28 protein-coding genes are annotated in these 26,304 nt (G+C 42.2%); 15 read left to right on the forward strand and 13 right to left on the reverse strand.

From position 1 onward, the window contains the following. Positions 1–16: 16 nt before the first annotated feature. Positions 17–988 (forward strand): tRNA dihydrouridine synthase, encoded by a 972-nt coding sequence (locus tag ACUNWA_RS10905; RefSeq protein WP_445591943.1) that lies wholly within the window; start codon positions 17–19, stop codon positions 986–988. Here the strand turns inward: ACUNWA_RS10905 and ACUNWA_RS10910 are convergent. Next, a complete protein-coding gene (locus ACUNWA_RS10910; RefSeq protein ID WP_445591944.1) occupies positions 985–1,344 on the reverse strand; it encodes a NifB/NifX family molybdenum-iron cluster-binding protein in 360 nt (119 codons plus the stop codon). The two genes, ACUNWA_RS10905 and ACUNWA_RS10910, sit on opposite strands and share 4 nt — an antisense overlap. A gap of 85 nt (positions 1,345–1,429) precedes the next feature. Here ACUNWA_RS10910 and ACUNWA_RS10915 point away from each other — a divergent pair, with 85 nt between their 5' ends. Beyond that, a complete protein-coding gene (locus tag ACUNWA_RS10915) occupies positions 1,430–1,984 on the forward strand; it encodes a PepSY-associated TM helix domain-containing protein (RefSeq protein ID WP_445591945.1) in 555 nt (184 codons plus the stop codon). Positions 1,985–2,008: 24 nt separating this feature from the next. Continuing rightward, positions 2,009–2,572, forward strand: a complete 564-nt coding sequence (locus ACUNWA_RS10920) for a hypothetical protein (protein WP_445591946.1) — start codon at positions 2,009–2,011, stop codon at positions 2,570–2,572. Positions 2,573–2,607: 35 nt separating this feature from the next. On the opposite strand, the gene ACUNWA_RS10925 is transcribed toward ACUNWA_RS10920, so the two are convergent. Continuing rightward, on the reverse strand, positions 2,608–2,973 hold the full coding sequence (locus ACUNWA_RS10925; RefSeq protein ID WP_445591947.1) for a methionine-R-sulfoxide reductase: 366 nt from the start codon (positions 2,971–2,973) through the stop codon (positions 2,608–2,610). Positions 2,974–3,191: 218 nt separating this feature from the next. On the opposite strand from ACUNWA_RS10925, the gene ACUNWA_RS10930 reads away from it, so the two are divergent. Then, positions 3,192–3,881, forward strand: a complete 690-nt coding sequence (locus ACUNWA_RS10930) for an RluA family pseudouridine synthase (RefSeq protein WP_445591948.1) — start codon at positions 3,192–3,194, stop codon at positions 3,879–3,881. A gap of 96 nt (positions 3,882–3,977) precedes the next feature. Here the strand turns inward: ACUNWA_RS10930 and trhA are convergent, their stop codons facing one another. The 3 genes from trhA to ACUNWA_RS10945 all read right to left on the reverse strand — a co-directional run bounded on the left by trhA (position 3,978) and on the right by ACUNWA_RS10945 (position 7,789). Then, positions 3,978–4,628: a PAQR family membrane homeostasis protein TrhA gene (gene trhA, locus ACUNWA_RS10935; protein WP_445591949.1), complete on the reverse strand. Its 651-nt coding sequence runs from the start codon at positions 4,626–4,628 to the stop codon at positions 3,978–3,980. A 283-nt stretch (positions 4,629–4,911) separates the two neighbouring features. After that, complete coding sequence (locus tag ACUNWA_RS10940; RefSeq protein WP_445591950.1) at positions 4,912–5,298, reverse strand: DUF302 domain-containing protein; 387 nt, start codon at positions 5,296–5,298, stop codon at positions 4,912–4,914. A gap of 352 nt (positions 5,299–5,650) precedes the next feature. Next, positions 5,651–7,789: a copper-translocating P-type ATPase gene (locus ACUNWA_RS10945; RefSeq protein ID WP_445591951.1), complete on the reverse strand. Its 2,139-nt coding sequence runs from the start codon at positions 7,787–7,789 to the stop codon at positions 5,651–5,653. Between the two features lie 334 nt (positions 7,790–8,123). Here ACUNWA_RS10945 and ACUNWA_RS10950 point away from each other — a divergent pair, with 334 nt between their 5' ends. Next, complete coding sequence (locus tag ACUNWA_RS10950) at positions 8,124–9,377, forward strand: DEAD/DEAH box helicase (protein ID WP_445591952.1); 1,254 nt, start codon at positions 8,124–8,126, stop codon at positions 9,375–9,377. 182 nt (positions 9,378–9,559) lie between these two features. Here ACUNWA_RS10950 and ACUNWA_RS10955 read toward each other — a convergent pair whose 3' ends face one another. Both ACUNWA_RS10955 and ACUNWA_RS10960 read right to left on the reverse strand, forming a co-directional pair. Further along, positions 9,560–10,174: a class I SAM-dependent methyltransferase gene (locus ACUNWA_RS10955; RefSeq protein WP_445591953.1), complete on the reverse strand. Its 615-nt coding sequence runs from the start codon at positions 10,172–10,174 to the stop codon at positions 9,560–9,562. Then, the gene (locus tag ACUNWA_RS10960; protein ID WP_445592037.1) at positions 10,057–10,335 is read right to left on the reverse strand and encodes a hypothetical protein; all 279 of its coding nucleotides are present in this window, start codon (positions 10,333–10,335) and stop codon (positions 10,057–10,059) included. The genes ACUNWA_RS10955 and ACUNWA_RS10960 overlap by 118 nt, the downstream gene beginning before the upstream one ends. 437 nt (positions 10,336–10,772) lie before the next feature. Between ACUNWA_RS10960 and ACUNWA_RS10965 the strand changes: the two genes are divergently transcribed. The 3 genes from ACUNWA_RS10965 (at position 10,773) to ACUNWA_RS10975 (ending at position 13,502) form a co-directional block, all read left to right on the forward strand. Next, complete coding sequence (locus ACUNWA_RS10965; RefSeq protein WP_445591954.1) at positions 10,773–11,360, forward strand: outer membrane beta-barrel protein; 588 nt, start codon at positions 10,773–10,775, stop codon at positions 11,358–11,360. Between the two features lie 323 nt (positions 11,361–11,683). Beyond that, positions 11,684–12,745 carry a sensor histidine kinase gene (locus tag ACUNWA_RS10970; protein WP_445591955.1) on the forward strand — a complete coding sequence of 354 codons (1,062 nt, stop codon included), beginning with the start codon at positions 11,684–11,686 and terminating at the stop codon, positions 12,743–12,745. Between the two features lies 1 nt (position 12,746). Continuing rightward, entirely contained in the window at positions 12,747–13,502 is a 756-nt protein-coding gene (locus ACUNWA_RS10975; protein ID WP_445591956.1) for a LytR/AlgR family response regulator transcription factor, read from the forward strand. Between the two features lie 21 nt (positions 13,503–13,523). On the opposite strand, the gene ACUNWA_RS10980 is transcribed toward ACUNWA_RS10975, so the two are convergent. From ACUNWA_RS10980 to ACUNWA_RS10990, 3 genes are all read right to left on the reverse strand, one after another. Beyond that, on the reverse strand, positions 13,524–14,000 hold the full coding sequence (locus tag ACUNWA_RS10980; RefSeq protein WP_445591957.1) for a DUF456 domain-containing protein: 477 nt from the start codon (positions 13,998–14,000) through the stop codon (positions 13,524–13,526). Then, positions 14,000–14,827, reverse strand: a complete 828-nt coding sequence (locus tag ACUNWA_RS10985) for a lysostaphin resistance A-like protein (protein WP_445591958.1) — start codon at positions 14,825–14,827, stop codon at positions 14,000–14,002. Before ACUNWA_RS10985 ends, ACUNWA_RS10980 begins: the two co-directional genes overlap by 1 nt. 102 nt (positions 14,828–14,929) lie before the next feature. Further along, positions 14,930–15,574, reverse strand: a complete 645-nt coding sequence (locus ACUNWA_RS10990) for a peroxiredoxin (RefSeq protein ID WP_445591959.1) — start codon at positions 15,572–15,574, stop codon at positions 14,930–14,932. Positions 15,575–15,862: 288 nt separating this feature from the next. Between ACUNWA_RS10990 and rpmB the strand changes: the two genes are divergently transcribed. The 3 genes from rpmB to ACUNWA_RS11005 are packed head-to-tail and all read left to right on the forward strand — an operon-like array spanning position 15,863 to position 16,460. Then, a complete protein-coding gene (gene rpmB / locus ACUNWA_RS10995) occupies positions 15,863–16,105 on the forward strand; it encodes a 50S ribosomal protein L28 (RefSeq protein WP_445591960.1) in 243 nt (80 codons plus the stop codon). An 11-nt stretch (positions 16,106–16,116) separates the two neighbouring features. Then, the gene (gene rpmG / locus ACUNWA_RS11000; RefSeq protein ID WP_445591961.1) at positions 16,117–16,299 is read left to right on the forward strand and encodes a 50S ribosomal protein L33; all 183 of its coding nucleotides are present in this window, start codon (positions 16,117–16,119) and stop codon (positions 16,297–16,299) included. 8 nt (positions 16,300–16,307) lie between these two features. Then, complete coding sequence (locus ACUNWA_RS11005) at positions 16,308–16,460, forward strand: DUF4295 domain-containing protein (RefSeq protein ID WP_445591962.1); 153 nt, start codon at positions 16,308–16,310, stop codon at positions 16,458–16,460. Positions 16,461–16,633: 173 nt separating this feature from the next. Here ACUNWA_RS11005 and ACUNWA_RS11010 read toward each other — a convergent pair whose 3' ends face one another. Together ACUNWA_RS11010 and ACUNWA_RS11015 are read right to left on the reverse strand one after the other, a co-directional pair. Then, complete coding sequence (locus ACUNWA_RS11010) at positions 16,634–17,422, reverse strand: TIGR03915 family putative DNA repair protein (protein WP_445591963.1); 789 nt, start codon at positions 17,420–17,422, stop codon at positions 16,634–16,636. 4 nt (positions 17,423–17,426) lie between these two features. After that, positions 17,427–18,734: a putative DNA modification/repair radical SAM protein gene (locus tag ACUNWA_RS11015; RefSeq protein ID WP_445591964.1), complete on the reverse strand. Its 1,308-nt coding sequence runs from the start codon at positions 18,732–18,734 to the stop codon at positions 17,427–17,429. A gap of 141 nt (positions 18,735–18,875) precedes the next feature. On the opposite strand from ACUNWA_RS11015, the gene ACUNWA_RS11020 reads away from it, so the two are divergent. From ACUNWA_RS11020 to rimO, 3 genes are all read left to right on the forward strand, one after another. Then, positions 18,876–19,634, forward strand: coding sequence for a helix-turn-helix domain-containing protein (locus ACUNWA_RS11020; protein ID WP_445591965.1), 759 nt, complete (start codon positions 18,876–18,878; stop codon positions 19,632–19,634). A 95-nt stretch (positions 19,635–19,729) separates the two neighbouring features. Beyond that, the gene (gene ftsY, locus ACUNWA_RS11025; protein ID WP_445591966.1) at positions 19,730–20,680 is read left to right on the forward strand and encodes a signal recognition particle-docking protein FtsY; all 951 of its coding nucleotides are present in this window, start codon (positions 19,730–19,732) and stop codon (positions 20,678–20,680) included. 176 nt (positions 20,681–20,856) lie between these two features. Further along, entirely contained in the window at positions 20,857–22,152 is a 1,296-nt protein-coding gene (rimO, locus tag ACUNWA_RS11030) for a 30S ribosomal protein S12 methylthiotransferase RimO (RefSeq protein WP_445591967.1), read from the forward strand. A 112-nt stretch (positions 22,153–22,264) separates the two neighbouring features. Here the strand turns inward: rimO and ACUNWA_RS11035 are convergent, their stop codons facing one another. Then, positions 22,265–23,257, reverse strand: a complete 993-nt coding sequence (locus ACUNWA_RS11035) for an alpha/beta hydrolase (RefSeq protein ID WP_445591968.1) — start codon at positions 23,255–23,257, stop codon at positions 22,265–22,267. A gap of 312 nt (positions 23,258–23,569) precedes the next feature. Between ACUNWA_RS11035 and ACUNWA_RS11040 the strand changes: the two genes are divergently transcribed. Further along, the gene (locus ACUNWA_RS11040) at positions 23,570–26,302 is read left to right on the forward strand and encodes a 2-oxoglutarate dehydrogenase E1 component (protein WP_445591969.1); all 2,733 of its coding nucleotides are present in this window, start codon (positions 23,570–23,572) and stop codon (positions 26,300–26,302) included. The last annotated feature ends 2 nt before the right edge of the window (positions 26,303–26,304 follow it).

Consider the following 26,304-nt stretch of genomic DNA (forward strand, 5'->3'; position numbering starts at 1 on the left):
AATACAATCCCCAATCATGGCTTTGGCGCCAATGGAAGATGTTACGGATACCTCTTTTCGTGAGTTGGTAGCCCGCATTTCAGAACCCGGATGTCTGCATCTATTATTTACTGAATTTACAGCGGTCGATGGAATGAATCATCCGAAAGGTAAAGAGCGAGTATCGGAGCGGCTGATCGTGAGCCCAAGTGAACGGGATATGTTGAAAGAAAAGGGGATTAAACTGATTGCCCAGATCTGGGGAAATAAACCAGAAGTGTTTCATAAGATTGCTCGTGAAATTTCAGAAGAATACGATTTTGACGGGATTGACATTAATATGGGGTGCCCGGTTAAGAATGTTGTGAAGCAAGGCTCCTGCAGTGCTTTGATTGATCAGCCCACCTTGGCTCAGGAAATTATTTTGGCCTCGAAAGAAGCGACCGATTTACCGGTTTCGGTAAAAACACGCACCGGAACCATGCAGCACGAAACAGAGCGTTGGATTAATCAATTGCTGGAAACACAACCGGCTGCCATCACTTTACACGGACGGATACAGAAACAGCAATCGGACGGTGAAGCCAACTGGAATGAAATTGCCCGGGCTGTTGCGCTGCGCAATGCATCGGGACTTGACATTCCGGTTTTGGGCAATGGCGACGTACTCTCTTACGCCCAATCTGTCGACTATTCGCAGCAGTATGGTGTGGATGGAGTAATGATTGGCCGAGGCATTTTTCACGATCCTTGGTTTTTCAATTCAATGCCCAAAAATCCCAGTCGGGAAGAAAAACTGGAACAACTTGTTTTGCACACCCGCCTGTTTGAAAAGAACTGGGGAGGCATTAAAAACTTCAATATACTGAAGCGATTCTATAAAATTTATGTCAATGGGTTTGAGGGAGCAGCCCATTTGCGTGCGAAATTAATGGGCGCTAATTCATTTGATGATGTTTATCAACTGATTAACGCCCAGAATCAATCTACTGAGGTGGTTCAAGCTTAATGCGAGCAACTGTGATGTTCAGTGCAAATCGAAATGTCTGCCGGATAATCTTTGGCTTTCCATTTTTCTATCACTTCTTCTATAGTTCCCTGAAAACCTGCGATAACCTCAATATTTTGAGTTTTTAATTTATTAATTGCACCTTGTCCAATGCCGCCTGCGAGAAGGAATTTAACACCTTCGCTAGCCAACTCTTCGGCCAAATTGCTTTTACACCCACAACTTCTAGCTGTTACTTTTGGACTCAATTTTAGGATTTCAAGTTGATCGTTTAATTCAATAATGGTTAAGTACTCACAATGACCAAAATGATGATCAACACGGTTCTCTTTTGATGGTATGGCGATCTTTATCATCTTTCTTATTAATTATTTTTGTTTATTTTCGTTGCTAATATGGGCACAAATATAGTGAACTTAGGTTCACTAATAAAGCAAAAGAATGAATATTAGAAGATTTTTGAGAAATTGGCATCGGGATTTAGGTTATTTTATTACCGGAATCCTACTGATTTATGCTGTTTCGGGGATTGCGTTAAATCATCGAAAAGACTGGAACCCGGATTATTCAGTGGTGTCGGAATCCATTCAGCTTGAAAAAGGGGAGTGGAAAACTTATAGCTCTGATGAAATCAAACAAATCTTGTTGAAATTTGAGATACCCCCAGTTTATAAAAAGCATTTTAATAGCGATCAGCAAGTGGTGAAAGTGTTTGTTGAAAACGGCATGGTTATCTTTGACCCTAATGACGGTCAAGCCCAAATGGAATTGCTGTTAAAACGCCCAGTCTTCTACCACATCAATAAATTGCACATGGCAGCTACTTCAAAGGCGTGGGTGTGGGTTGCTGATGTGCTGGCTGTCATCTTGATCTTTGTTGCCCTATCAGGTTTATTTTTACTGAAAGGCCGGAATGGATTGACCGAAAGAGGCTTGTGGCTGACCTTGCTCGGGTTTATTGTTCCGTTGTTCTTTCTTGTTTTTTATATATCTTAACCATCAAAAGAAAAATCGTTGCATATGAAGAAACTAAGCTTTGTACTGGGTATTCTGCTGATTGTTGCAGCTTGCCAGCAATCTCCCAAAAAAGCGGAATCCAATTCCGATGAATTAACAGTTTTCACGGTTGATGAGATTCAGCAAAAAGGCGATGACTATATTGGCAAGGAAGTACTGATCACCGGCATGGTGTCGCATGTTTGCAAGCACAGTGGGGAGCGTTGTTTCCTTATGGGAAGTGGAGAAGATGTGACAATCCGTGTAGAAGCCGGGAATAAAATTGGCTCTTTCAACCAGGAGCAGATGGGTAGCGACCTGAAAGTAAAAGGTGTTTTACAGGAAATAAGGATTGACGATGCCTATGTGGCTGAAATGGAAGCAGAGCTTGAGGAAGAAGGTGTTGCCAGCAATGAGGATCACGCCTTAGGACATGCCGGCGAAGGCAATCATGAAGTGGATGGGGGAGATCACAATCGAGATCAGTTGGAGCAAATTGCCGAAATGCGTCAAAAAATTGAAGCCACCGGAAAAGGTTATTATTCCATTTTTTATTTGGATGGAATTACGAGCGAAGAGCTAGAATAAGTTATTTGAAGGCTGCGTTATCGCAGCCTTTTGTTTTACTTCTTATCTGCAACAAAGGTCAGGGACACCGAATTAACGCAATGTCGTGTATTCTTTGAGGTAAATCCTTCGCCTCTAAATATGTGCCCCAAATGTCCGCCACAATTGGCGCAGGTAATTTCTGTCCGCCGCCCGTCTGCATCGGTTGACTGGTGCACTGCCCCTTCGATCATATCATCAAAACTTGGCCAACCACAACCCGAGTCAAACTTATCTGTTGCCTTGTAGAGCGCCGCATTGCATTGTTTGCAATAATAAATCCCGTCTTCCTTATTTTTATAATATTCGCCAGAAAAAGCCGGTTCCGTTCCTTTATTCAGGATCACGTATTCTTCAAACTGATTCAATGGATTGAGCTTCATCGTTTCTCTCTTTATTTAATTTTTGCAAACACACCAACAAAAAACTGTATAAAAAAGGACTGTATCCTTTTCAATCCAATTTAGTTGGAGCGAGTTAAAAGTACAATCTGGTTTCTTTATTTAAATGAGACAGCTGGATTTATGAATTTGTTTAGTAAAAAATGTAAAAGTAAGGTATCTTGCAGCCGAAAATAGAAACAACTCATTTGCAACTCTTCATGGATATACCAATCATATTTCAGGATGAACACTTACTGGTAGTGAATAAACCCGTTGATTTACCCGTGCATAAAAATGATTTTATGCCGCACGATGCGCCTTATCTAACCAAGTTAATTGGGGATGAAACCGGTCAATGGATTTACAACGTGCACCGGCTGGATTCTAAAACTTCGGGCTTAATTATTTTAGCCCGATCTTCGGAAGTGGCGCATGATCTGACCCTGCAGTTTGAGCGTAAGGAAGTAGCCAAGGAATATGTAACCATTGTTTTGGGTGAAGTGCCCGATGAAGGTATTTTTGATGGCAAAGTGGTGGTGAAGAAAAAAAGCAAGTTTAAAAAAAATGCGCTTACGCGTTTTCAGAATATCCGCACGGTGCAAACCGCTATTTCGTATAAAGAACATACCAATGTGTGTTTGAGCTTGGTGCGCGTATTACCCGAAACCGGGCGCTGGCACCAAATCAGACAACATTTTGCTAAAAACAGGCACGATATTGTGGGCGACTCGCATCATGGCGATTTTACCCTCAATAAATTGATTAAGGCCGAATGGGGCTTTAACCGGCTCATGCTGCATGCATCCAAATTGGGTTTTACGCATCCGGTAACCGGAGAGAAGCTTGAGTTTGAAGCACAACTTCCGGATGAGTTTGAACAACTACTTGATGCCGTTGCTGCCAAGTAGTTTATTTACAACCGGCTGTTGTTTGTGTTCGAGAGGAGGGGCGTAACCTGAAACTCATACAGCAAATGGCTTGGAAAATCTGGAATTTGTAGCTTCCTAAATAGGAAGTAAATACAAAAATGAAAAGAAGTGGCAAACGGAGCCGCCCAAGATAAACAAGTGAAAAACCAGATGAAAAAACGGCACTTTTGGGAATAAGTAAAACACGGCTCCAGCGGTGTAGCTTATTCCTCCAGCCAGCAGAAACCAAAGTGAAGTGGAGGGTACGTTTTGAATAACCGGAACGATGGCCACTACAATTAACCAGCCCATGGCAACATAAAGCCAAGCCGACAGGCTGCGCCACTTGGAAGAATAAAACCAAACTTTAAAAACAATTCCTGCAATGGCCATTGTCCAGATTAAGCCAAAAATCGTCCAGCCAATCCACCCCCGAAGTGCAATCAGCGAGATGGGCGTATAGGAGCCTGCAATCAAAATGTAGATGGCTGAATGGTCAAAACGGTTCAGTTTGGCTTTTATCCGTGGGTTTTTCGCACTGTGAAAGAGGGTAGAGGCCAGGTAGAGTAAAATCATACTGGCGCCAAATACAGCGAAACTCACAATGTGCCAGGCATTTCCGTACAAGGCTCCGAAAGCCGTTAAGAGTGTTACTCCGGCAACAGCCAGCCCAAGACCAATTCCATGTGAAATCGTATTGGCAATTTCTTCTGCCCGAACCAATCTTTTCCCTTTTATTTTTGCCATTTCGAATGAGTTTGAGGCGTGTGTTGTTGTAATACTAACTTGCTGAGTAGCCAGTAGCGACTATCCGCACAAAGATATCAATTGTTGACAGCGAATGGTCATTCGATTTACTATTTTCGACTGTTTTATAAGTCGATAGCCATAACCACAATGGGGGTCAATTCGTTGTGTAATCTTTGATAGAAAGCTGAAAAGCAGGCCATCTGATCCAAGCTTTCGATAAGCTTTGTCGATTCAGCGATGACCTGCTTTTCATTGATTATTCTAGAACGATATCGCTGTTTTAAACAGCGGCAATAACCCGTTCCAGTCGGGTTTTAATGTCGTCAGCAACTGTTGCCAGTCCTGGATTTTCCACCGCCATCATGGAGGCAATCGGATTCACGGCAGCCACTTCAACTTTTTTATCAGTGGTTTCCTGAACGATCACATTACAGGGGAGCATGGTTCCTATTTTGTCTTCGGCTTGCAATGCCTGGTAGGCAGCTGGTGGGTTGCAGGCCCCCAATATGCGGTATTTCCTGAAATCAACATCCAGTTTCTCTTTCAATTTTTCATGGATATCGATGACAGATAAAACGCCAAAGCCTTCTTTTTTTAGTTCTTCAGTCACTTTCTCAACAGCTTGATCAAATGTATAGTCGGTGATCTTTTCAATGTAGTACTTCATGTGATTTTCGTTTTAAAGTTTGTATTTTTTTTGGTTTTTTTTTTAATGATACGGTTGTGAATCCAAAACCTTCATTTGTTCATTTTATTCATTACAGATAACGATTATTGCTTCTATTTGTTTAGGCTTCTTTACAAAGGCTTAACATTCGGATTAAGCGCAGTGATTTCTTGGTTTTAGCTATGCTGCATGGCTGTTTTATGTCCTCTTTCCAACCTTCCTTGTCGTTTCCCAATCGTGTGCAAGAGTAGCCATAGCATGGCCAAAACCAGAATGGGAATAACGGTCTAGCCAAATTCTATTCCCCAGACATGAAAATCAAATTCATTCATCATGTCGAGTTCCCTTTCTTTTAATGATTAACCTGCAGTTTCTTTTTCAGTAATTGTGCATTAATGGCAACAACAATTGTGCTCAAGCTCATCAGCCCTGCGCCAAGTGCCGGACTGATGAGGATGCCCGACTGGTACAAAGCACCTGTCGCTAAGGGAATCGCCACAATATTGTAAGCGGTTGCCCAAATAAAATTCTGGATCATTTTTTTGTGGGTTTCTTTTCCAAATAAAATCAATGAGACGATGTCTTTTGGATTACTGTTGACCAGAATAATGTCGGCGGTTTCTGCAGCAACATCGGTTCCAGAGCCCACTGCGATACCGATATCGGCTGTCGCCAGAGCAGGCGCATCATTGATGCCATCGCCGGTCATAGCCACAAATTCGCCTTTCTGTTGAAACTCCTTCACTTTTTCGAGCTTTGCATCGGGCAGAACGCCGGCAAAATAACCATCCAGCTCGAGTGCTTTGCTGACACTTTTGGCTACTCGCTCATTGTCTCCGGTCATCATGTAAACTTTCATGCCACTTGCTTTCAGTGTTTTTACCGCTTCGTATGATTCATCCCTGATCTCGTCGGCCATAGCAATAAAGCCAGCCAGCTGGTCGTCAACAACGACAAAAACAACGGTTTCCTGTTCATTCTGCATGGCTTCATTTGGCATGTTCAAGTCTTTTTCTTTCAGGAACCCAGGACTGACAACCTTCACTTTTTGCTTCCCAATATCGGCTTCAATTCCTTTTCCGGTCAGAGCATTGAAGTTTTTGATTTCAGGAAGTTCAATCTCTTCTTCTTTTACTTTGTCCAGAATGCCAATTGCCAGAGGATGTTCTGATTCGGATTCAACCGCGCCGGCCAGTTTTAAAATTTCTTCGTGCGAAAACTGATCTTGAACCGACTGAAATCGGGTAACGCCAAAGTTGCCTTTGGTTAGGGTGCCGGTTTTGTCGAAGGCCATCAAGGTAATTTTACGGGCGTTTTCAAAAGCTGTCCGGTTGCGAACCAGCAAGCCGTTTTGTGCCGAGATGGAGGTTGAAATGGCTACCACCAGCGGAACAGCTAGGCCCAAGGCATGTGGGCAGGTAATTACCATTACGCTCGCCATGCGTTCGAGCGCAAAGGCAAAGGGCTCGCCGGCCGCCAGCCAAACGGCAAGCGTGCCAAAGCCAATGGTCAGAGCCACAATGGTCAGCCAAAAGGCTATACGATCGGCCAGATGCTGTGTTTTCGATTTCTTATTTTGGGCATCCTGAACCATGTTGATCACTTTCTTCAGGTAAGCCTCATCACCCACTTGCTCTACTTTCAGTTTAAGCGAACTGCTACCGTTGATTGTTCCACCAATCACGCGATCGTTAATTGATTTCCTGACTGGCTGTGATTCGCCGGTAACCATAGCCTGATTGACATGGCTCTCGCCTTCAGTGATAATCCCATCAACTGGAATTTTCTCTCCGGGGCGAACCAGCACCAAGTCGCCGGGCTCAAGCTGGTCAATCGGAACATCTTCCGTCTCTCCATCTTCATGGCGATGGGCTTCGGAAGGCATCAGAGCAACCAGTTGCTGTAGCGATTTTGACGCTCCCATAACTGACTTCATCTCAATCCAGTGGCCTAGTAGCATGATATCAATTAGGGTGGCCAATTCCCAAAAGAAGGTTTTCCCTTCCAGACCGAAGGTGGTTGCCGAGCTGTATCCCCAAGCTATGGTAATGGCCACTGCAATCAGCGTCATCATTCCCGATTGTTTCTTTTTTAATTCATCGGCCAGGCCTGTCAAAAAAGGCCATCCTCCATAAAAGTAGATGATGGAAGACAAGCCAAACAAGATGTATTGGGAAGCTTCAAAGGTCAACTTATAACCAAGCAACTCCTGAATCAATGGCGATAGGATCAGAATTGGAATAGTAAGTACTACCGAAATCCAGAATCGCTTTTTAAAGTCGCGGATCATTTGCTTATGGTGCCCGGAATGATCGTGTGAACCATGATCATGATGGTGCTTTTTTTCTGTTTCTGATTTCTTATTGGATTTGCTGTCTTTACTCTCATTGGCTTGCTCTTTTTCATGCTGACTGGAATGCTTAGGATTCATTTGATTGCCCGATTCAGCTTTGTTTTTTGCTGCAAATTCTGAGTGTTCTTGGTGGAACATAATTGCTTTTTAACAATTGGGTGAAAATATCATGCCATAGGCTGTGTTATCCACTATCACCGACTTGTAAGTCCTATGAGCCCGATAATAAATCCAATGACTTTGACTTATGGGGTAAGGATTACACGATTGTTGTGTCTTTTCTACACTGACTAGGGAGCTGACATGCAGCCGGCAGCAAGCTTTAGAAATGAAATGACAAATATTGCTCGTCTTTGCCACTTGTGGAATCAATGGCCACCATGTGAGATTTAAATGCTACCTTTGCGTCCTTTATTTATCATCCCATCATTTCTAATTCAAATTATTTTAAGGTGGGAACAAAAATTAGTGAATGACACCATTTGAAGAACTAGGAATTATTGAGCCTATTTTAAAGGCATTGAAAGAAGAAAAATACACCGAACCAACAGCGATACAAGGAAAAGCCATCCCCATCATCCTACAGCGCAATGATGTACTGGGAAGTGCACAAACCGGAACAGGTAAAACAGCGGCTTTTTCTATTCCAATTTTACAACATCTTTTTCAGGACCAGCGCCAGCGCAACCATCAGCGAGTAATAAAATCATTAATCATCACTCCAACACGTGAGTTGGCTATTCAGATTGGCGAAAGCTTATCAACCTATGGCCGATATACCGGCCTTAAAAATACGGTCATTTTTGGAGGGGTAAAGCAGGGGGCACAAACCAATGCCTTGCGCAGTGGTATTGACATTTTGGTTGCTACTCCGGGGCGTTTACTCGACTTGATGGATCAGGGTTTTATCAACCTGAACCACATTGAGTATTTTGTATTAGACGAAGCTGACCGTATGCTGGATATGGGCTTTGTTCATGAAATTCGGAAGGTTATTGCCAAACTACCAGCCAAACGGCAATCGCTGTTTTTCTCGGCTACCATGCCTAAAAATATTGTGGAGTTGTCGACCAAAATCCTCAGGAATCCGGTCAAAGTGGAGGTTAGTCCAGTATCTTCAACAGCTGAAACAATTAGTCAGTACTTGTATTACACCAACCGGGCAGATAAAAACAGCTTGTTGGTTCACATTCTGAAAAATCAGGAATTGGATCCGGTTTTACTGTTTGCCCGAACCAAACACGGAGCCGACAAGATTGTCCGCTACTTGAAGAAATACAACATTGAATCAGCTGCTATTCATGGCGACAAAGCACAGAACCAACGTCAGAAGGCACTGGCCAAATTCAAAGATCGCGAGATTCGCGTATTGGTAGCTACCGATATTGCCGCGCGTGGAATTGATATTGATAAGCTGAAGTATGTTATTAATTACGACATTCCGAATGTGGCTGAAACCTATGTACACCGTATTGGGCGGTCAGGAAGAGCCGGAGATGAAGGCATTGCTATTTCGATGTGCGAACCGGAAGAAAATGCCTATATTAAAGACATTGAGCGCCTGATTAACCGCAAAATTGAGCGGGTGCAGGATAATCCATTTCCGCAAACCGACAAACCGATGACGGAAAAAGAGAAAAAAGCCTTTGAAAAGGAAAAACGGCAGCGAAAACAAGAATTCTTTGCCAACCGAAATAAATCGCAAAACCGGTCATACCGACGATAAAACAAAAAGAAGCCTCACAAGGGCTTCTTTTTGTTGCTCCTAAATTGGGAGCGAATTCCAATCAACCGCAAAAAAACCGGGAGAATGAAATTTTCTTATCAATGTGCTCTATCCGCTTAGCACATCACTAAAATAAAAGGATTGCCCTTCAGAAACAGGAGCAATCCACTATTCTGAATTTGTTAAAGCTTCTTCCCGATATAGAACACATAGCCATAATAGGCTTTATACTTGTTGTATAATTGTGTTTCATGCCGCTGGTTGGCAATAAATGCTTCGGCTGTTTGATTGCCAGCATACTTTTTCAGAAAGGCTTCCTGTGCTGCAACTTGTGGTGCATAAAAATGATCGGTCCAGCAATTATCAGGCAACACAAAGCTTGCGGTAGAAACATAGCCGGCATTTTGCATTTGAGTAACCTTATGAGGAATCGTATCGATCTGCGGATAGGCATCCTGCCAAAACGCGTCAATTTCGGCGGGGCGTTCCTCGGCGAACCACGAAGCCTCCGAAACGGCAATAAACACGCTTGGTTTCAGAAATTTAAGCCACTCATTTAATCCCCGTTCAAAACCGATATTGTAGATTGCTCCCTCAGACCAGATCAGGTCTAACTCTTCTTGCTGAAAAGGAAGAGCATCCATTGAGCCAACAAGCCCTTTTAAGCGATCTTGTAGGTTCAGTTTGGCGGTATTCCGATTAAATAGATTAATGAACTTGGGAAACAAGTCAATCCCGGTAATTTGTCCCGCGGTGTATGCTGTGCCAACACCATGGTCTGTCCGCCTGTGCCGCAACCAATATCGACAATGCGTGATTCATTCGTTAAATGATCAACAAAGCTTAGAGCTTTCAGCGTAACTTCGGGGCTGCCGGGACCTTGTCGTGCCAGGCTTGAAAAATAGTCGCAGATTAAATCAAAGTCGAACTCGTGCATGGATGTGTTATCGTTGCTCATTGATGTTTAATTATAAGGATTGAAACCGTGCCCTATGAATCAAGCGATTTCTGGGCAGGCCTCAAAATGTTATTAATAAATAGTCATGAAAATAACTCTGGCAAACTTATGCCTGAGTTTAATTACGGGATAGCCAGAGGCAACATGCCAAAGGTTATTTACCAGATCCATTTCAAATTTAAACATCCAACGTTTTTAGATTAGTTAAAGGTAGGAATTAATTTAGTACGTAGATGATTTGCTCGATTTATTACCTATTGGGGAGCTTTTGAGCTTGGAGAATACTTGCCATGATTAAAGTGTGGACTCATTATTCAGCGGATAAATATTCACCTTCAGCATCAAGAAAAGCAGGCTCAGCAATATTCTCTTTATTTCTGGCGGCCGCCCGGGTACTTTTGGCTCATGAAATCAATTTATACAAAAAGAAAGAACCCATGAAAACAAAAGGATTAACATTATTCGGACTAATCATTCTACTTTCAGTGAGTAGTTTGGCCCAGGAAAAGAACAAGCGATTTGGTTTTGAATTGAGCAGTGGCGTTTCTATCGCCTCTCAAAAATTAGCTGATGTAAATCTGAACACCGGTTTGGGTATTGAAGGCATTTTCCATTACCGTTTCTTGCAGCATGTAGGCATTTATGCCGGCTGGGGTTGGAACAGCTTTGGTGCCGACAACAGTTTTACCGGCAATGATGTTTGCTTTGAGGAGACGGGGTATGTCTACGGATTACAGTTTAAACACCCGATCGGTAATTCGCCAATTTCCTATTACCTGAGAACAGGAGGCTTGTACAATCATATTGAAACTGAAAATGCCGACGGTGATATTATAGATGATACCGGACATGGTTTAGGTTGGCAGGCCGCAGTAGGATTCGATATCGAGCTGGGAAATAACTGGAGTTTAACGCCTGGTGTAAAGTTCAATTCTCTTTCAAGAGATACTCAGTTCGAAGGTGTTTCAAGACAACTGGACTTGAAGTACCAAACCTTGCGTATCGGGATACTGAGAAAGTTTTAATCAACTTCCTGCGCTGATTGATTGCTATGCCCTTGCGTTCAGGAAATTAATTGTTGGTTTTTGGGGTATTTGCCTTGGTTGGGCTTCTAAGTAAAAAGAAACGAACATTTATCGTTCTCCTGGAAGCTTGGTCATGGCAAATGCCTTGTTTAATTGAAGCAAGTGCTAACATGCAGTTCCGGGATCTGCCAATTAAGTTACATTTCGTATCGGTTGAATGGAGTTTGGGTTGAAAATAAGTTTGATTCGGGCGGTATCATGTTACATTTCACCGATTAGGATAGTAACTTCATGATTTATATTTATTTTTGAATTTTATGCTTATGTTTTTTAAACAGATCCATAGTTTGTTATCCTTTAACCGCCTCTTGAAACTATTGGTGGGGATAGCCATAGGTATTCAACTTATTGTGATAAGCTATAACCATTTTAGCGGATATTATGTGCTGACCGGGTATCCTCACTTTTTTCAGCGTCTGCTCAGGGGGTCACTGCTTAGCCTTTTGGCCGCATTTCTGATTGCTTATCCCGATTTGTACATTATCGATTTTCTCAATAAGCGTTTATCCTGGGGAAAAAGCCCTTTTAGAAGAACAACAATACAGCTAGGTTTGTCCCTAGTGGTTGCTGGAAGTATTTCTGTACTGGTCACCCTGTTTGCAAACTGGCTGAATGCCTATACCGAGTACTTGCCCGGAGTACTCCTATACAACGCACTTATCTATAGTGTGGTTAACTTGTTTTTAATGGCTATCCTTGAGGCTTGGATATCCTTCATCGAAAGCAGCCGGGCGAAGCATTTGGCAGAACACCTTCAGGAAGAATTATCTCAGATTAAGTTTGAGGTTTTAAAAAGTCAAATCAACCCGCATTTCCTATTTAACAGTCTGAATGTACTTTCAGGATTGGTCAGTGTTGATTCGGCAAAGGCGCAGTTGTTTATCGATGAGTTTTCGCACATCTATCGCTATGTTCTTGAAACCATCGAGCAACCAGTTGTTACCTTAAATAAGGAGCTCGACTTTATGCGTTCATACTTATTTCTGCAGCAAATCAGGTATGGCGACTCACTGACTTATGAGGTGACTATTTCGGTCGAACTGTTGCAGCAGGTTCTTCCTCCGCTTTCGTTACAGGTTGTGCTTGAAAATGCCATAAAACACAACATTGTTAATGAAATAAAACCGCTCAAAATTGAGTTATTCAGTGAAGATAACTTTCTGGTAGTTAAAAATAATATACAGCTCAAAACGGCTGGAACTTCAACGGGGCTGGGGCTTAAAAATCTGGAAAAACGTTATGCCCTAATCAGTAAATTAGCACCACAGTCCATGGTGGTCAACAACCATTATATTGCCAAACTTCCTTTAATTAATCCTGATTGAAATGAAAGTTCTGATTATTGAAGATGAGAAGATCGCAGCAGAAAAACTGGAAAATATGTTGCATGAAATTGATCCTGAGATTCAGGTTCAGGCTAAGTTGGGGTCGATCAGAGAATCGGTTAAGTGGTTAATGCAGAATACTACTGAGCTGATTTTTCTCGACATTCAGTTATCCGATGGAATCAGCTTCAAGATTTTCGAGCAGCTTGCTGTAAGTACGCCCGTAATTTTTACAACAGCTTACGATCAATATGCCATTAAGGCTTTTCAGGTGAATAGCATTTCCTATTTGCTAAAGCCGATAAGGAAACGCGAATTGGCTGAGAGTCTTCAGAAATTTCGCTCACTGAAGGCGACGTTTAGTATCGATTTCGATGCATTGCTCGATCAACTCCAGGGGCGAGAACCTGACTTTAAAAAGCGTTTTCTAATTCAAATCGGGGATAAGATCAAGAAGATTGAAGTATCCGATATTGCTTATTTCTATGTCTTTGAAAAAGGAATCTATATCAAAACGTTTTCGGGTAATTCCTATCCGGTGGATTTCACTCTCGACAAATTGGAGGGTCTGGTAGATCCGGGCAATTTTTTTAGAATAAACCGCAAATACCTCGTAAACATGGATTCGATTTCCAATATGTTTGCCTATTCGCGAGCACGCGTCAAGTTGGAACTAGAGCCCCAAGCTGATGATGAATATGATACCATCGTAAGCATCGACCGATCGGCTGATTTTAAGAAGTGGCTGAACAGCTGAGTGGGTGTTTAAAGGTTTTAGCTAGATCATTTCGGCAACAAAATACCAGGCCATCATGCCCGAAACAATAAGCTTGAGCAGGGTACCCACCAGGAAGCCTAGGAATGAACCAAAGCCGGATCGAAAAGCTTCGCGCGATTGTTTGCCGCTGCTTAGCTCACCTACTACCGCCCCCAAAAAAGGCCCGACAATAAGGCCAAAGGGAGGAAAAAAAATCATACCTATAAGCAAACCAATAATGCTTCCCCAAACACCGCGCTTGCTGCCACCAAATCTTTGGGTTCCCCATATCGGGATAAAATAATCGAGCAGGTAAACTACGATGGTAATGACTCCCCAGATAATCAGAAAACGGCTTGAAAATTGGTAGCGTTCGGTGACATGCAACAGAAGTAAGCCGATGTAACTGAGGGGTGGCCCGGGCAATACGGGAATAACAGCTCCCAGAACACCACTAATGATAAATAAGATGCCCAAGGCAATTAATACGTAATCCATTATGTTGTGACCTGTTTGGTTGGTTTGTAGGCGAAAGTAGCCATCAGGCCGATAAACACCAAACTGATACCCGCTATCAAATAACTAATTTTTAATTGAACTTCCTTTTCAAGTAAGAAAAAGGAAAACTGTGTTATTTCCTCCCAATATTCAATGGAAAGTAAAACCAGCAGGTTGTTGATGGAGTGCCCGATGATGCAGACAAAAATATTTCGGGTGATGACCATAAGCCATCCAAGCAAGAGGCCCAGCAAGAAGGTAGCTGAGAATTGCCAGGGATTTAAATGAAACAGAGCAAAAAATAAGGCTGAAACGACAATAGCAATGATTTTGGGGTAGTTCCGCATAAAGCCATGCATAATCACCCCACGAAAAATCAGTTCTTCAACAATTGGGGCAACAACAGCAACTTTTAGGAAAGCACCAATAACTCCGTAATCATTTTCAAAGATTTTTTCGAACAGCTCCCAAAACCAGGGTGGGGGTGGAAATACCTTATCGATTTTTTGATTTATTTCGCCCAAAAACACATGCGCCGCAGCCAGAAAAGTGAGCACGGGTATAAGTATAAGCGGATTAAATCGTTTGATCGGAAATAAGTTAATGAGCTTGGTTTGAGCTTTCCGGTAAGCAAAATAAAGAATGAAGAGAATAGAGCCGAGTGAAAGAGCAATTTTTTTAATGGGATGAGATAAGTATTCTGTGCCATAGTAATAATCCCAAATGGCCAACGGAAAATCAACAATAGTCTGAATGAAGATGTACAAAATAATCAAATGTGCAGCTCCTAAAATCGTCGGGTAATAGCGTGTTTGAGTTGAATCCATAGGTCAATTTAAACTTGCTCTAAAATAACGGACTTTTCTATAAAATGAAACAGGAGTTGCTATTATTCGCAACTCCTACTCACTATCAAACAAAAAATACGGTTATAAATCCTTTTTAGCCAGGTAGAAATCAACCATTTCATAAGCTGATTTTTCACGCTCTTCCATGTCCGGAACAGTTTTTGGCGGTGGAACAATCACTTTTTCACCGGGCATCCAATTTAGCGGAAGAGCAACACCATGCTTATCCGATGTTTGCAGGGCTTTCAGCACTCGCATAATTTCATCCATATTACGTCCAACATTGAGCGGATAATACATTACCAGCCGCACCTTGCCAGTGGGGTCGATAATAAATACTGCGCGTACGGCAGCGGTTTCACTCTCGTTCGGTTGAAGCATCCCATAAAGCTTAGACACCTTCATGTCAATATCGGCAATAATGGGAAAGTTGAATAACACACCTGTGTTCTTTTTAACATTGTTTACCCAAGCCACATGGGCATGAATACTGTCAATACTTAATCCGAGTAGTTTGGTGTTTAGTGCTTTGAATTCGTCGCTCTGCAAGGCAAAACCACTCATCTCGGTGGTGCACACCGGGGTGAAATCTGCCGGGTGAGAGAAAAGAATGACCCAACTTCCTTTGTTGTACTCTGAGAATTTTAAGGGTCCATAGGTGGTGTTGGCTACAAAATCGGGGGCCATATCACCAATTCGAGGCATTTGATTCACTTGTTCTTCCATGATGATTTTTTTAGTAGGTTAAATTGTGACTTTAATATAACTATTTATTCGGCAATAGGTTCATTACCTAATCAATAGAAATGACTACCTTTGCGTCTTCATATACAATGTAAAAAACAACATTCGTAGGCCTGTAAAATCAAGTGCTGGAAAAACTTTTTGATTTTTAAACAATTAGTTGTTGAAAAAAGCACGAAAAAATCTTGAAACAATTTGATTTTTACAAGAAAAAACGCTTATTTTGCGAACTGTTTGAAAAATGTGTGATTCTGAATAAAAAATAAGACAATGTCAAAAGTTTGTCAAGTTACCGGAAAAAAAATGATGGTGGGAAACAATGTTTCACACTCAAAAAGAAGAACAAAGCGTCGGTTTTACCCGAATTTGTTCAAGAAGAAATTCTATCTTCCTGAGGAAGATCGTTGGATTTCGTTAACCGTTTCTGCTGCAGGTATCCGTACGATCAACAAAAAAGGATTGACTGCCGCGTTGAAAGAAGCTAAAGTAAAAGGATTCGTAACGAATATTTAAAAGCGTAAACAATGGCTAAAAAAGGAAATAGAGTCCAGGTTATTTTGGAATGCACCGAGCACAAAGAAAGTGGTGTGCCTGGAACATCAAGGTACATTTCAACCAAAAACAGGAAAAATACTCCTGATCGTTTGGAATTGAAAAAGTACAATTCAGTTTTGAAAAAAGTAACTGTTCACCGCGAAATTAAATAAATTGAGATATGGCTAAGAAAGCAGTTGCATCATTGCAAAAAGGTGCCGGTAAAGGTTATGCCAAAGTAATCAAAATGGTAAAATCAGAAAAAACCGGAGCTTATACATTTCAGGAAGATATCATTCCTAATGAAATGGTTAAAGACTATTTTAAAAAGTAAAAATATTTGTTTGCTTAACATGAAAGCTTCCATCATTTGATGGGAGCTTTTTTGTTTTATACTTCCTTGGATAAGGATTCAGGTTTGCTCTTTGGTTAGCTCTAAACATGAGCCTTTTACACGAAGGCACTAGAGAAGGACCTGGAGCTATTTTGTCTTAATCTTACGGGTTTTCATGGCAAGTGAGCAGCCCATTTCGACGACTTTTCTGGCAGAAATTTCCAATAGCGGCGTGGCATATGCTGACGCTGAACCTTGAGAGTTTTTCGTTCCTTGATGTTGATGCTGTCGAAATAGTTTCTCCAAAGTTGCTGGTAATTCACCTCATCTTCCTGCAGTAGGTTGGTATTTACTTTTCCATCCCATGCAGAAAAAGTCTTTTCAGAAAGAACAACTTCCCGTGTTGATTTTAAGTCATAGTAGAAGCCATAATCGCGCTTCAAGTCATAAATCAGCCATTGCTGGTCGGCAAACCGATTTTTGAAATGGTGAAGAACAAAAGGCAAAACATCGAAAGCAGGCTCTACGGGGGCGAAGTAAATGCCATCCTTGGTTTCCTGAAACCGGACAAACTCAAGAAGTCGGGCTGTTTCCTGCAAAACCTGGCGTTCAATCTTTTTAAGGCGAAGTACATCCGAATCACCGTAATCGGTCTCAATGCAGAATTCATTATCAAACAAACGACGGATAAAGCGATACAGCATCATTTCAATACCAGACTGCTCCGATAAGAAGGCTCGATACGGGAGCTCTCTGTTGCGGATATGAAGCTTCTTTTGTAAGCCTTTCCAAACTCTTTCTGCTTGATTCTCGTTAGTAGAAATCCGCTGTTTTTCGGCAAATAAAATTTCCTGAAAATCAGCTTCCTTGCAGATGTCTGTCGGTGTTATTTTTTGTTGGTAGCATTGGAAAACAACGCTTAAAAAACCCTCAAAACTTCCATCGTAAATCAGATAGGCCATGGCGTCAGTTTCTAAAATGAAGTTGTTTGGCAGCACTTGTAGCAACGGCCTGAGGGGGGAAAAGCTTTAATTGGGTGTCGCCGGCTTTTCTGCGCTTCATCAGACTTTCTGCCACGATGTGGCTTTTTAGTCGGGCAGGTTCCCAGTCAGCTATGCGACTGGGTAGCTCGCTGCAGGTAATGAAATACTGGGCACGCTTTAAAACAACACCTATCTTTTTCAGGTGGAAGCTTGTCAGCCGCCGAAAACGGCGGGCATCCACAATCATTTTTGCTGATTGCACACCAATGCCGGGAACCCGAAGGATCATGTGATAGTCGGCCTTATTAATATCAACCGGAAATAGGTGAAGGTTACGGATGGCGTAAGCCAGCTTCGGATCGACATACAAATCCAGAAAGGGCTGCTCAGTAGTCAGGATTTCATCGGCGGAAAATTCATAAAAACGCATCAGCCAATCACTCTGGTAAAGCCGGTTTTCGCGAACCAATGGAGGTGATTGAATTGCCGGCAGCCGCTTGTCGTATTCGTTAACAGGTAGATAACTGGAATAATAAACGCGTTTCAGCTTTTGCTGGTGATAGAGCTCGGAAGACAATTGCAGAATTTGCCGATCGCTCTCGGGGCTGGCACCAACAATAAGCTGGGTGCTTTGGCCAGCTGGTGAAAATTTAGGGATGTGTCGGAATTTTCGACGTTCGGTTTTATACTGCTCAATCCCTTCGTGAATCTGATTCATCGGCTGAAAGATACTTTGGTAATCTTTCTCGGGCGCCAGCTTTTTGAGCTGCAGTTCCGTCGGAATTTCAATATTGACACTTAAGCGGTCAGCATAGTGCCCGGCAGCTTGAATCAATTCCTGGCTGGCACCGGGAATGGCTTTCATGTGAATGTACCCATTATAGCGCTCTTCAAGGCGTAGTTTTTTAGCCACAAGCATCATGCGTTCCATCGTGTAGTCCGAATTTTTGATTACCCCGGAACTTAGAAAAAGCCCTTCGATGTAGTTTCTTCGGTAAAAGCTGATGGTTAAATCAACAATTTCTTGCACTGTAAATGTTGCACGGGGCCGGTCATTGGTCCGACGATTGATGCAATAAGCACAATCGTAAATGCAATGGTTTGTCATCAAAATTTTAAACAAACTGATGCACCGTCCATCGTCTGTAAAACTATGACAAATGCCTGCCGCTACTGCATTCCCAATTCCGCCCGACGTGTTGCTTCTGCTGTTTCCGCTTGAGGAGCAGGAAACATCATACTTAGCGGCGTCTGCTAATATTTTTAGTTTTTTCTGAACTTTTTGAGCCATCTCGTTCTATCTTTACGGCGTTACCTATCGGGTTTCAAAACCTGACATCAAGAATTCAAAAATACTAAGAATATTAGCAAACGCTAATTTTATTGGTATTTTTACTGTCAGAAAAAGGAAAATTTAATAAATATCAAAGCCGTGAATTACTTAGTCCACAATATCAAATACTTACGTAGGAAGCACCATTGGACGCAACAGCAGCTCGCTGACGAGTTGGCGGTTAAACGTGCATTAATAGGATCGTATGAAGAGGGGAGAGCAACGCCTAAAATACCGGTACTGCAGCGTCTGGCAGCTCTGCTTGAGTCAACGATTGACCGCTTGCTTGATACGCCGTTGGAAACGCAGCAGCCACAAAACAAACCTTTGCCGCGCGTGCTGCCTATTGTGGTAGACCAGAATAATGAAGAGCTCATTCCAATTGTGCCGGTTAAAGCATCGGCTGGCTACTTGAATGGATTTGCCGATCCGGAATATGTGGAGGCGCTGCCACGTTTTTACATGCCTATTCCCGAACTGTCACGAACGGCGACCTACCGGGTTTTTCAAATTAGAGGGGATAGTATGTTGCCCATAGCGCCTGATTCGTATGTTTTTTGCGAATACATATCGGAATTAAATGAGATGAAAGAGGGACAGCCCTATCTGCTAATCACCAAAGAGGAGGGGCTGGTTTATAAACGGGTGTTTTTCAAGGCCGGAAACCGGTTGCTGTTAAAGTCGGATAATGCTGCCTATGAGTCCTACTCAATTGAGATGGGCCAGGTGCTCGAACTCTGGAAAGCCATTGGTGTATTAAGTTTTGAACTACCAAAGCCTGAAACTAGCGAAGCAGCGCATATCTCGGCTGTTTTAAATGAGGTGAAAGAAGAGATTAGAAAGCTGCGAAAGGTCTAGTTTGCCCTTCGTGTTAAGTCTTTCACTTCCCCTCAGATTTAATTAAATTATGTCATTCAAATTTTGTAAATTGCGCCACTCAAATTCAGAAAGCTATGGGTCTATTCGGATCATTTACAAAATCAAAAAAAGAAAGCCTTGATCAGGGCCTTTCGAAAACCAAGGAAAGCGTATTTAAAAAACTAGGACGAGCCATTGTTGGTAAGTCTAAGGTTGATGATGAAGTACTTGATAACCTGGAAGAAGTATTGATTTCTTCGGATGTTGGCGTTGATACCACCCTGAAGATTATTGAACGCATTGAAGACCGGGTTTCAAAAGACAAGTATTTTGGTGTTGATGAGCTCAATCAGTTACTGAAAGAGGAAATTGAAAAACTTCTCGACGAAAATAATACCAACGATGACGCCGACTTTGAACTTCCTGCAAGTGATAATCCGTATGTGATTATGGTGGTGGGCGTCAACGGCGTTGGAAAAACAACAACCATTGGCAAATTGGCTTATAACTTCAAAAAATCAGGAAAAAAAGTGGTTCTTGGAGCTGCTGATACTTTTCGTGCCGCAGCAATTGATCAACTGCAAATTTGGGCCGATCGGGTAGATGTACCTTTGGTGAAACAAAGCATGGGTTCCGATCCGGCATCAGTAGCGTATGATACACTGGCATCAGCTAAAGCGAATGGTGCAGATGTGGTCATTATCGACACAGCTGGCCGATTGCACAACAAAATTAACCTGATGAATGAGCTGACGAAAATAAAAAATGTGATGCGCAAGATTGTACCTGATGCGCCACACGAGGTTCTGCTTATTCTGGATGGATCAACCGGCCAAAATGCTTTTGAGCAAGCCAAACAATTTACCAAAGCTACCGAAGTAAGCGCCTTGGCATTAACCAAACTTGATGGAACGGCCAAAGGAGGCGTGGTTATCGGTATTTCAGACCAGTTTAAAATTCCGGTCAAATACATTGGGATTGGTGAGAAAATGGAAGATTTACAGGTTTTTCGCAGAAAAGCATTTGTCGAATCCCTGTTCTCGTAGAACTTTTGGGCAAGTGAAAATCGTAGAACGATCATGCTGAACTTGTTTTAGAATCGGTTTCTGTAATCGATTCCGAACTTAATTTGGAATGATTTGATACGATGTGGACTTGTTTTCCGAAAGCCACCCTTGATATAGTTTGTTGTTAACAGCGTAATTTTAAAGCAAGATTAGAGATGAAAAGAGGAAAAGTTAATATAACCACCCTGGGGTGTTCCAAAAATTTAGTAGATTCCGAAATGCTGCTCAATCAGTTAGATTTGAATGGCTTTGAGGTTGTTCATGACAGCGAAGATGATGATGCAAACATCGTTATTTTAAATACCTGTGGCTTTATTATGGATGCCAAGGAAGAATCAATCAATACGATTCTGAGCCATGCCGAAAGTCGCAAAGACGGTAAATTAGATAAGCTATTGGTCATGGGCTGTTTGTCGGCTCGATACAAAGACGATCTTGAAAAGGAAATTCCAGAGGTAGATAAGTTTTATGGTAAGTTTGACTACAAAGAGATCATCAAAGATTTGAATGCCAATTTCTTTGAGCAGAAAATGTATCACCGCCTAAAAACAACTCCTAACCATTTTTCTTATCTGAAAATCAGTGAGGGGTGTAACCGGCATTGTTCATTTTGCGCTATTCCTCAGTTTACCGGCATTCACAAATCACGAAGCATGGAAAGCCTGGTAGAGGAAGCTCAAATCTTAGTTGATGAAGGAACCAAAGAGTTGCTGATCATTGCGCAGGATTTATCGTACTATGGTATCGACATGTACGGTGAAAGCAAATTGGCTGAGCTGGTCGATCGTCTGGCCGATATCAAAGGCTTGGAGTGGATTCGACTGCATTATGCTTATCCTTCAAAGTTCCCGATGGACCTGTTGAAAGTGATGCGTGAGCGCGATAATGTGGCCAATTACCTTGACCTCCCCTTGCAACATATCAGCGATCACATGCTGGGGCGCATGCGGCGGAAAATCACCAAAGAGGAAACCATCAAGTTGATTCAGACAATTCGGAAAGAAGTCCCTGGAATTGCACTGCGCACAACCTTTTTAGTGGGCCATCCGGGAGAAACAGATAAAGATTTTGAAGAGTTAAAAGCCTTTGTTGCTGAGCAGAAATTTGATCGGATGGGTGTTTTCGCCTATTCCGATGAAGATGACACCTATGCCTTCAAAATGTACGAAGACGATGTTCCGGAAGAAACTAAGGAGGCTCGCGCTTCGGAATTGATGGAGATACAGCAAAGCATCTCTGAGAATTTGAACACGGAAAAAATAGGAAAGACTTTAAAAGTCTTGATTGACCGTGAAGAAGCAGATTATTTTATTGGACGGACGGAATTCGATTCGCCGGAAGTAGATGGCGAAGTGCTGGTTGAAAAAGATGACCGTATTGAATTGGGCAATTTCTATCAGGTGGCCATTTCCGAATCGGCCGAATTTGACTTGATCGGAAGTCTGGCATAAGTCTCATATCTCAGAAAATAAATCAAAAGCATAGCCGTATTTTTAAGGGTTAAACCCATTAAAAATACGGCTATGCTTGCAAAAAGCTCCTGCCAAATTTATAAACAGAAGCCTACATGTTTAAAACATCTTCGGCAAATTGAATACAGGCTTGTTCTACTTCAAGCTGTGCTTTTGAGAATGCTTCGCAGCCAATGACATGCGCTTGAGCATTGAAAGCCTGCTTTCTCTTTTTTGCATCCTGTGTGCCCAAATGCTTATACATTTCGAGCATCGCATCTACATGAACGACCTCATCCTGATGGTTTTCGTCCTGGTAGTAATACCCAAGAAACACAGGCTTCTCAACCCGCCGAAACAGCTTTTTACTCATGGTTTTCTCCACCAATTGTTGCAAGTAAACCGTGGCTTCCACCCGGTAATAACAGTTCCAGTATCGGCATTCTTCATCTTCTAAATCTGTATTGACATAACGGTAATTCCCGCCGCTTGCCTTGCGACCAATTTGCAAGCCCCAGGGACCGGAAAGCAGCCAGGCTGCCGGATTGTTAATCTTGATATTGGGAGAAAGAAGGATTAAGCCATCGACCATCTCTGGAAATTCAGCCGCCAGTTTCAGAGAGAGCGTTCCCCCGGTAGAGGTACTCATGATGACCACCTTTTCGCCTAACAAATGAGCTATTTGCAGCGCTTCCTTGGCCGATTCATACAAGCGGTCGGGGGTCATACCCAGTAGAGGCTCCTGCACTTCGAGGCCATGTGCTGCTAAAAGCGGCATATAAGCATTGGCTTGAAAATGACGGGCAAAATTCACGTGCGTCGGATTGCCCTCGAACCAAGAGGCAGAAAAACCATGCAAGTAAAGCAAGCAATAAGGAGTTTGTGACTTTAGACTGTCGTTTGCCCATACAATCCGGGATTGATTGTCAGCTTTAACCGGAAGCCCTGCTTCTTTTGCTTCAAGATAGGAATCGAGCTCCTGTAATCCGACTTTCAAGTCCTTGAATTTCGATGAAAATATGGGCTTCTCCGGACGGGGACCTACGAAATAGAAAAAGACCAGAGACAAAACAAAAGCCAGAAAAATTTGCAAAAATAATTTCATTTAATACACCTGTTGGTTGCTGTCAAGATAGTAAAATTATGAATATCCATTAGTCCATAATTTCACTGTCAGTAATAATCGCTCAATTCATTAGGACAATCAATATCCAAGAATAGTGGTTCTTAATAACTGTCACATGCTATTTATGAAAGAATTACACACCTGTTTTATAATTTGAAAGCCAGATAAAGGGTACCGATTTAAAAGTTCTTTGCTTTTTCTTTGAAAGCCTTATTAAACATTAAAATCAGATGGATTGTTAATCTACAATAGTTATTTTTATAGAACCATAAATAACCTGAAAATCAACATATGGATAAATTCTCAGAAGTAGGCAATCAAGAAATTGCTGCTGTTGAAGAGCTTTACCAGGATTACCTTAATGATCCGGAAAGCATTAACGAAAGCTGGAGAAACTTTTTTAGAGGTTTCGAGTTGGCTCGGGCAAATTATTCTCCAGAAAAGATTGATTGGAGCGAACCAATTAACAAAGAATTTGCGATCCTAAATCTTATCCATGGATACCGGCAGCGTGGACACTTGTTTACCAAAACCAATCCAGTTCGCTCGCGCAGAACGTATTCGCCTACTTTAGCCATCGAAAATTTTGGGCTCGAAGAAAGTGATCTTGACAAGGTTTTTCAAGCCGGAAAAAATATTGGCATTGGTGCCGCAAAACTAAAAGATATCATTGCTCATCTGGAAGCGACTTATTGCAACTCTATTGGTGTTGAATATTTGTATGTACGCGATCCGAAGGTTTTAAGCTGGTTGCAGAAGAAAATGGAGAGTTCAAAAAACTCGCAGCCATTCACGCCTGAAATGAAGAAGCATATTTTTTATCATCTGAAGCTGGCTGTTGGTTTCGAAGGCTTTATTCATAAGAAATTCGTGGGGCAAAAACGTTTTTCTCTGGAAGGGGCAGAATCGTTAATTCCGGCTTTGGATGCTGTTATTGAGCAAGGTGCGGAGCTTGGTATTCGTGAATTTGTTATTGGCATGGCGCACCGTGGTCGGTTGAATATTCTGGCTAACATTATGAATAAGCCGTATGAATATATTTTCAAAGAATTTTATGGTACCGAATACGAGGAAGACATTTCTTTGGGAGATGTGAAATACCATTTGGGGTATGAAAACGAAGTAACGTCTGATCATGGAAAGAAGGTGAAATTGAGTTTAATGCCCAATCCTTCGCACCTTGAAACAGTCGCGCCACTGGTTGAAGGCTTGTCCCGCTCGCGTATTAATTCGCTCTACGATGGTGATTACGACAAGGTGGCGCCGATCATTATCCATGGCGATGCGGCCATTGCAGCCCAAGGCGTCGTGTACGAAGTAATTCAAATGTCGCAGCTGAAAGGCTACAGAACAGGAGGAAGCATTCATTTGGTCATTAATAACCAAGTTGGATTTACGACCAACTACCTGGATGCCCGCTCAAGTACTTATTGTACCGATATCGCCAAAGTTACCCGTTCCCCTGTGTTTCACGTCAATGGCGATGATGTGGAATCGCTTATTTACACGATCGAGCTTGCCATGGAGTTCCGGCAGAAATTCAATACTGATGTTTTCATCGATATTCTTTGCTACCGAAAGTATGGACACAATGAAGGCGATGAGCCACGATTCACTCAGCCTCAGCTGTATAAAGCAATTGCTGATCATCAAAATCCACGGGATATTTATGCTGAAGAGTTAATTGACCAAGGCATTATGAGTGCTGCGGAAGTGAAAAAAGAGATTAAGGCTTTTGATGACTTGATGAATGCGAAATATAAGGATTCAGAAGAGATTGAAAAGCTTAAAATCAGACAGTTTCTGGTTGATGAATATCAATCATACGAAAAACCTCAGAAGGTTGATTTTTCAGAGGTTATCAAAACAGGCGTTCAAAAATCGAAGCTGGTGGAACTAGCTGAAAAAATTAACTCGGTTCCTAAAGGAATGAAATTTTTTAACAAAGTCAACCGAATATTGTCTGATCGCCGTCAGATGATTTTGGATGATCGCCTGGACTGGGGAATGGCTGAACTGCTAGCCTATGGGACACTGGTTGATGAAGGCCATCCGGTACGTATCAGCGGGCAGGATTGTGAAAGGGGAACATTTGCGCATCGTCATGCCGCATTTGTTGTTGAAGATGCAGGGGAGAAGTATTTCCCGCTAAAAAATATCTCACCCAACCAGGGAACCTTTCACATTTACAATTCCTTGCTTTCAGAGTATGGAGTTATGGGTTTTGAATATGGATATGCGATGGCACAACCCAATGCGTTAACCGTCTGGGAAGCTCAATTTGGCGATTTCAGCAATGTCGCTCAGGTAATTATCGACCAGTATATTACCTCGGCAAATGAAAAATGGGGATTGATGAATAACCTGGTGCTTTACTTGCCACATGGTTACGAAGGACAGGGGCCCGAACACTCCAGTGCACGAATAGAGCGGTTTCTGGCTCAGGCAGCTAGTAACAATATGCAGGTTATTGAGCCTACAACACCTGACAACTTGTTTCACCTGCTGCGAAGGCATATGAAAATGCAAACCCGCATTCCGTTGATCGTATTCACACCGAAGAGTTTACTCCGACATCCCATGGTGACCTGCAAGCTTGAAGAGCTTGCTCATGGTCATTTTCAGGAAATAATTGATGACAAACTGATTGATCAGAAAGAGGTTAAGCAACTCGTTTTTACTTCCGGAAGGCTTTATTATGATTTAGTAAAAAAGCGAAGTGAGTCAAGTGATAACTCAAGCGCCATTGTACGTTTAGAGCAACTCTATCCACTTCCAACGTCCCAGATTAATGCGATTCTGAAGAAATACAAAAAAGCAGAACGAATTGTGTGGGCTCAGGACGAACCCGCCAATATGGGACCATGGCCGTTTATCTCACGTAATTTAAAAGACATCCCGTTTGAGGTGATTGCACGTTCTGAGAGCGGGAGTCCGGCTGGTGGGCTTATGAAACAACACAATAACCGATTAAATAAAATCCTGGAACAAGTATTTAGTGCTGAAAAATTAGCAAAAGCATAAGA

This window comes from Sunxiuqinia sp. sy24 (assembly GCF_052677165.1).

What these genes read in the sequence shown, in the direction of transcription:
- ACUNWA_RS10975 (WP_445591956.1), top strand. Translation starts at nt 12,747, where the DNA reads ATGAAAGTTCTGATTATTGAAGATGAGAAGATCGCAGCAGAAAAACTG.
- ACUNWA_RS10940 (WP_445591950.1), bottom strand. Translation starts at nt 5,298, where the DNA reads ATGAAGTACTACATTGAAAAGATCACCGACTATACATTTGATCAAGCT.
- ACUNWA_RS10985 (WP_445591958.1), bottom strand. Translation starts at nt 14,827, where the DNA reads ATGGATTCAACTCAAACACGCTATTACCCGACGATTTTAGGAGCTGCA.
- ACUNWA_RS10925 (WP_445591947.1), bottom strand. Translation starts at nt 2,973, where the DNA reads ATGAAGCTCAATCCATTGAATCAGTTTGAAGAATACGTGATCCTGAAT.
- ACUNWA_RS10930 (WP_445591948.1), top strand. Translation starts at nt 3,192, where the DNA reads ATGGATATACCAATCATATTTCAGGATGAACACTTACTGGTAGTGAAT.
- ACUNWA_RS10960 (WP_445592037.1), bottom strand. Translation starts at nt 10,335, where the DNA reads ATGAGCAACGATAACACATCCATGCACGAGTTCGACTTTGATTTAATC.
- ACUNWA_RS11035 (WP_445591968.1), bottom strand. Translation starts at nt 23,257, where the DNA reads ATGAAATTATTTTTGCAAATTTTTCTGGCTTTTGTTTTGTCTCTGGTC.
- ACUNWA_RS11015 (WP_445591964.1), bottom strand. Translation starts at nt 18,734, where the DNA reads ATGGCTCAAAAAGTTCAGAAAAAACTAAAAATATTAGCAGACGCCGCT.
- rimO (WP_445591967.1), top strand. Translation starts at nt 20,857, where the DNA reads ATGAAAAGAGGAAAAGTTAATATAACCACCCTGGGGTGTTCCAAAAAT.
- ACUNWA_RS11040 (WP_445591969.1), top strand. Translation starts at nt 23,570, where the DNA reads ATGGATAAATTCTCAGAAGTAGGCAATCAAGAAATTGCTGCTGTTGAA.
- ACUNWA_RS10920 (WP_445591946.1), top strand. Translation starts at nt 2,009, where the DNA reads ATGAAGAAACTAAGCTTTGTACTGGGTATTCTGCTGATTGTTGCAGCT.
- ftsY (WP_445591966.1), top strand. Translation starts at nt 19,730, where the DNA reads ATGGGTCTATTCGGATCATTTACAAAATCAAAAAAAGAAAGCCTTGAT.
- rpmB (WP_445591960.1), top strand. Translation starts at nt 15,863, where the DNA reads ATGTCAAAAGTTTGTCAAGTTACCGGAAAAAAAATGATGGTGGGAAAC.
- ACUNWA_RS10965 (WP_445591954.1), top strand. Translation starts at nt 10,773, where the DNA reads ATGAAAACAAAAGGATTAACATTATTCGGACTAATCATTCTACTTTCA.
- ACUNWA_RS11005 (WP_445591962.1), top strand. Translation starts at nt 16,308, where the DNA reads ATGGCTAAGAAAGCAGTTGCATCATTGCAAAAAGGTGCCGGTAAAGGT.
- ACUNWA_RS10915 (WP_445591945.1), top strand. Translation starts at nt 1,430, where the DNA reads ATGAATATTAGAAGATTTTTGAGAAATTGGCATCGGGATTTAGGTTAT.
- ACUNWA_RS10980 (WP_445591957.1), bottom strand. Translation starts at nt 14,000, where the DNA reads ATGGATTACGTATTAATTGCCTTGGGCATCTTATTTATCATTAGTGGT.
- ACUNWA_RS10905 (WP_445591943.1), top strand. Translation starts at nt 17, where the DNA reads ATGGCTTTGGCGCCAATGGAAGATGTTACGGATACCTCTTTTCGTGAG.
- ACUNWA_RS10970 (WP_445591955.1), top strand. Translation starts at nt 11,684, where the DNA reads ATGTTTTTTAAACAGATCCATAGTTTGTTATCCTTTAACCGCCTCTTG.
- ACUNWA_RS10990 (WP_445591959.1), bottom strand. Translation starts at nt 15,574, where the DNA reads ATGGAAGAACAAGTGAATCAAATGCCTCGAATTGGTGATATGGCCCCC.
- ACUNWA_RS10945 (WP_445591951.1), bottom strand. Translation starts at nt 7,789, where the DNA reads ATGTTCCACCAAGAACACTCAGAATTTGCAGCAAAAAACAAAGCTGAA.
- ACUNWA_RS11010 (WP_445591963.1), bottom strand. Translation starts at nt 17,422, where the DNA reads ATGGCCTATCTGATTTACGATGGAAGTTTTGAGGGTTTTTTAAGCGTT.
- ACUNWA_RS10950 (WP_445591952.1), top strand. Translation starts at nt 8,124, where the DNA reads ATGACACCATTTGAAGAACTAGGAATTATTGAGCCTATTTTAAAGGCA.
- ACUNWA_RS10910 (WP_445591944.1), bottom strand. Translation starts at nt 1,344, where the DNA reads ATGATAAAGATCGCCATACCATCAAAAGAGAACCGTGTTGATCATCAT.
- trhA (WP_445591949.1), bottom strand. Translation starts at nt 4,628, where the DNA reads ATGGCAAAAATAAAAGGGAAAAGATTGGTTCGGGCAGAAGAAATTGCC.
- rpmG (WP_445591961.1), top strand. Translation starts at nt 16,117, where the DNA reads ATGGCTAAAAAAGGAAATAGAGTCCAGGTTATTTTGGAATGCACCGAG.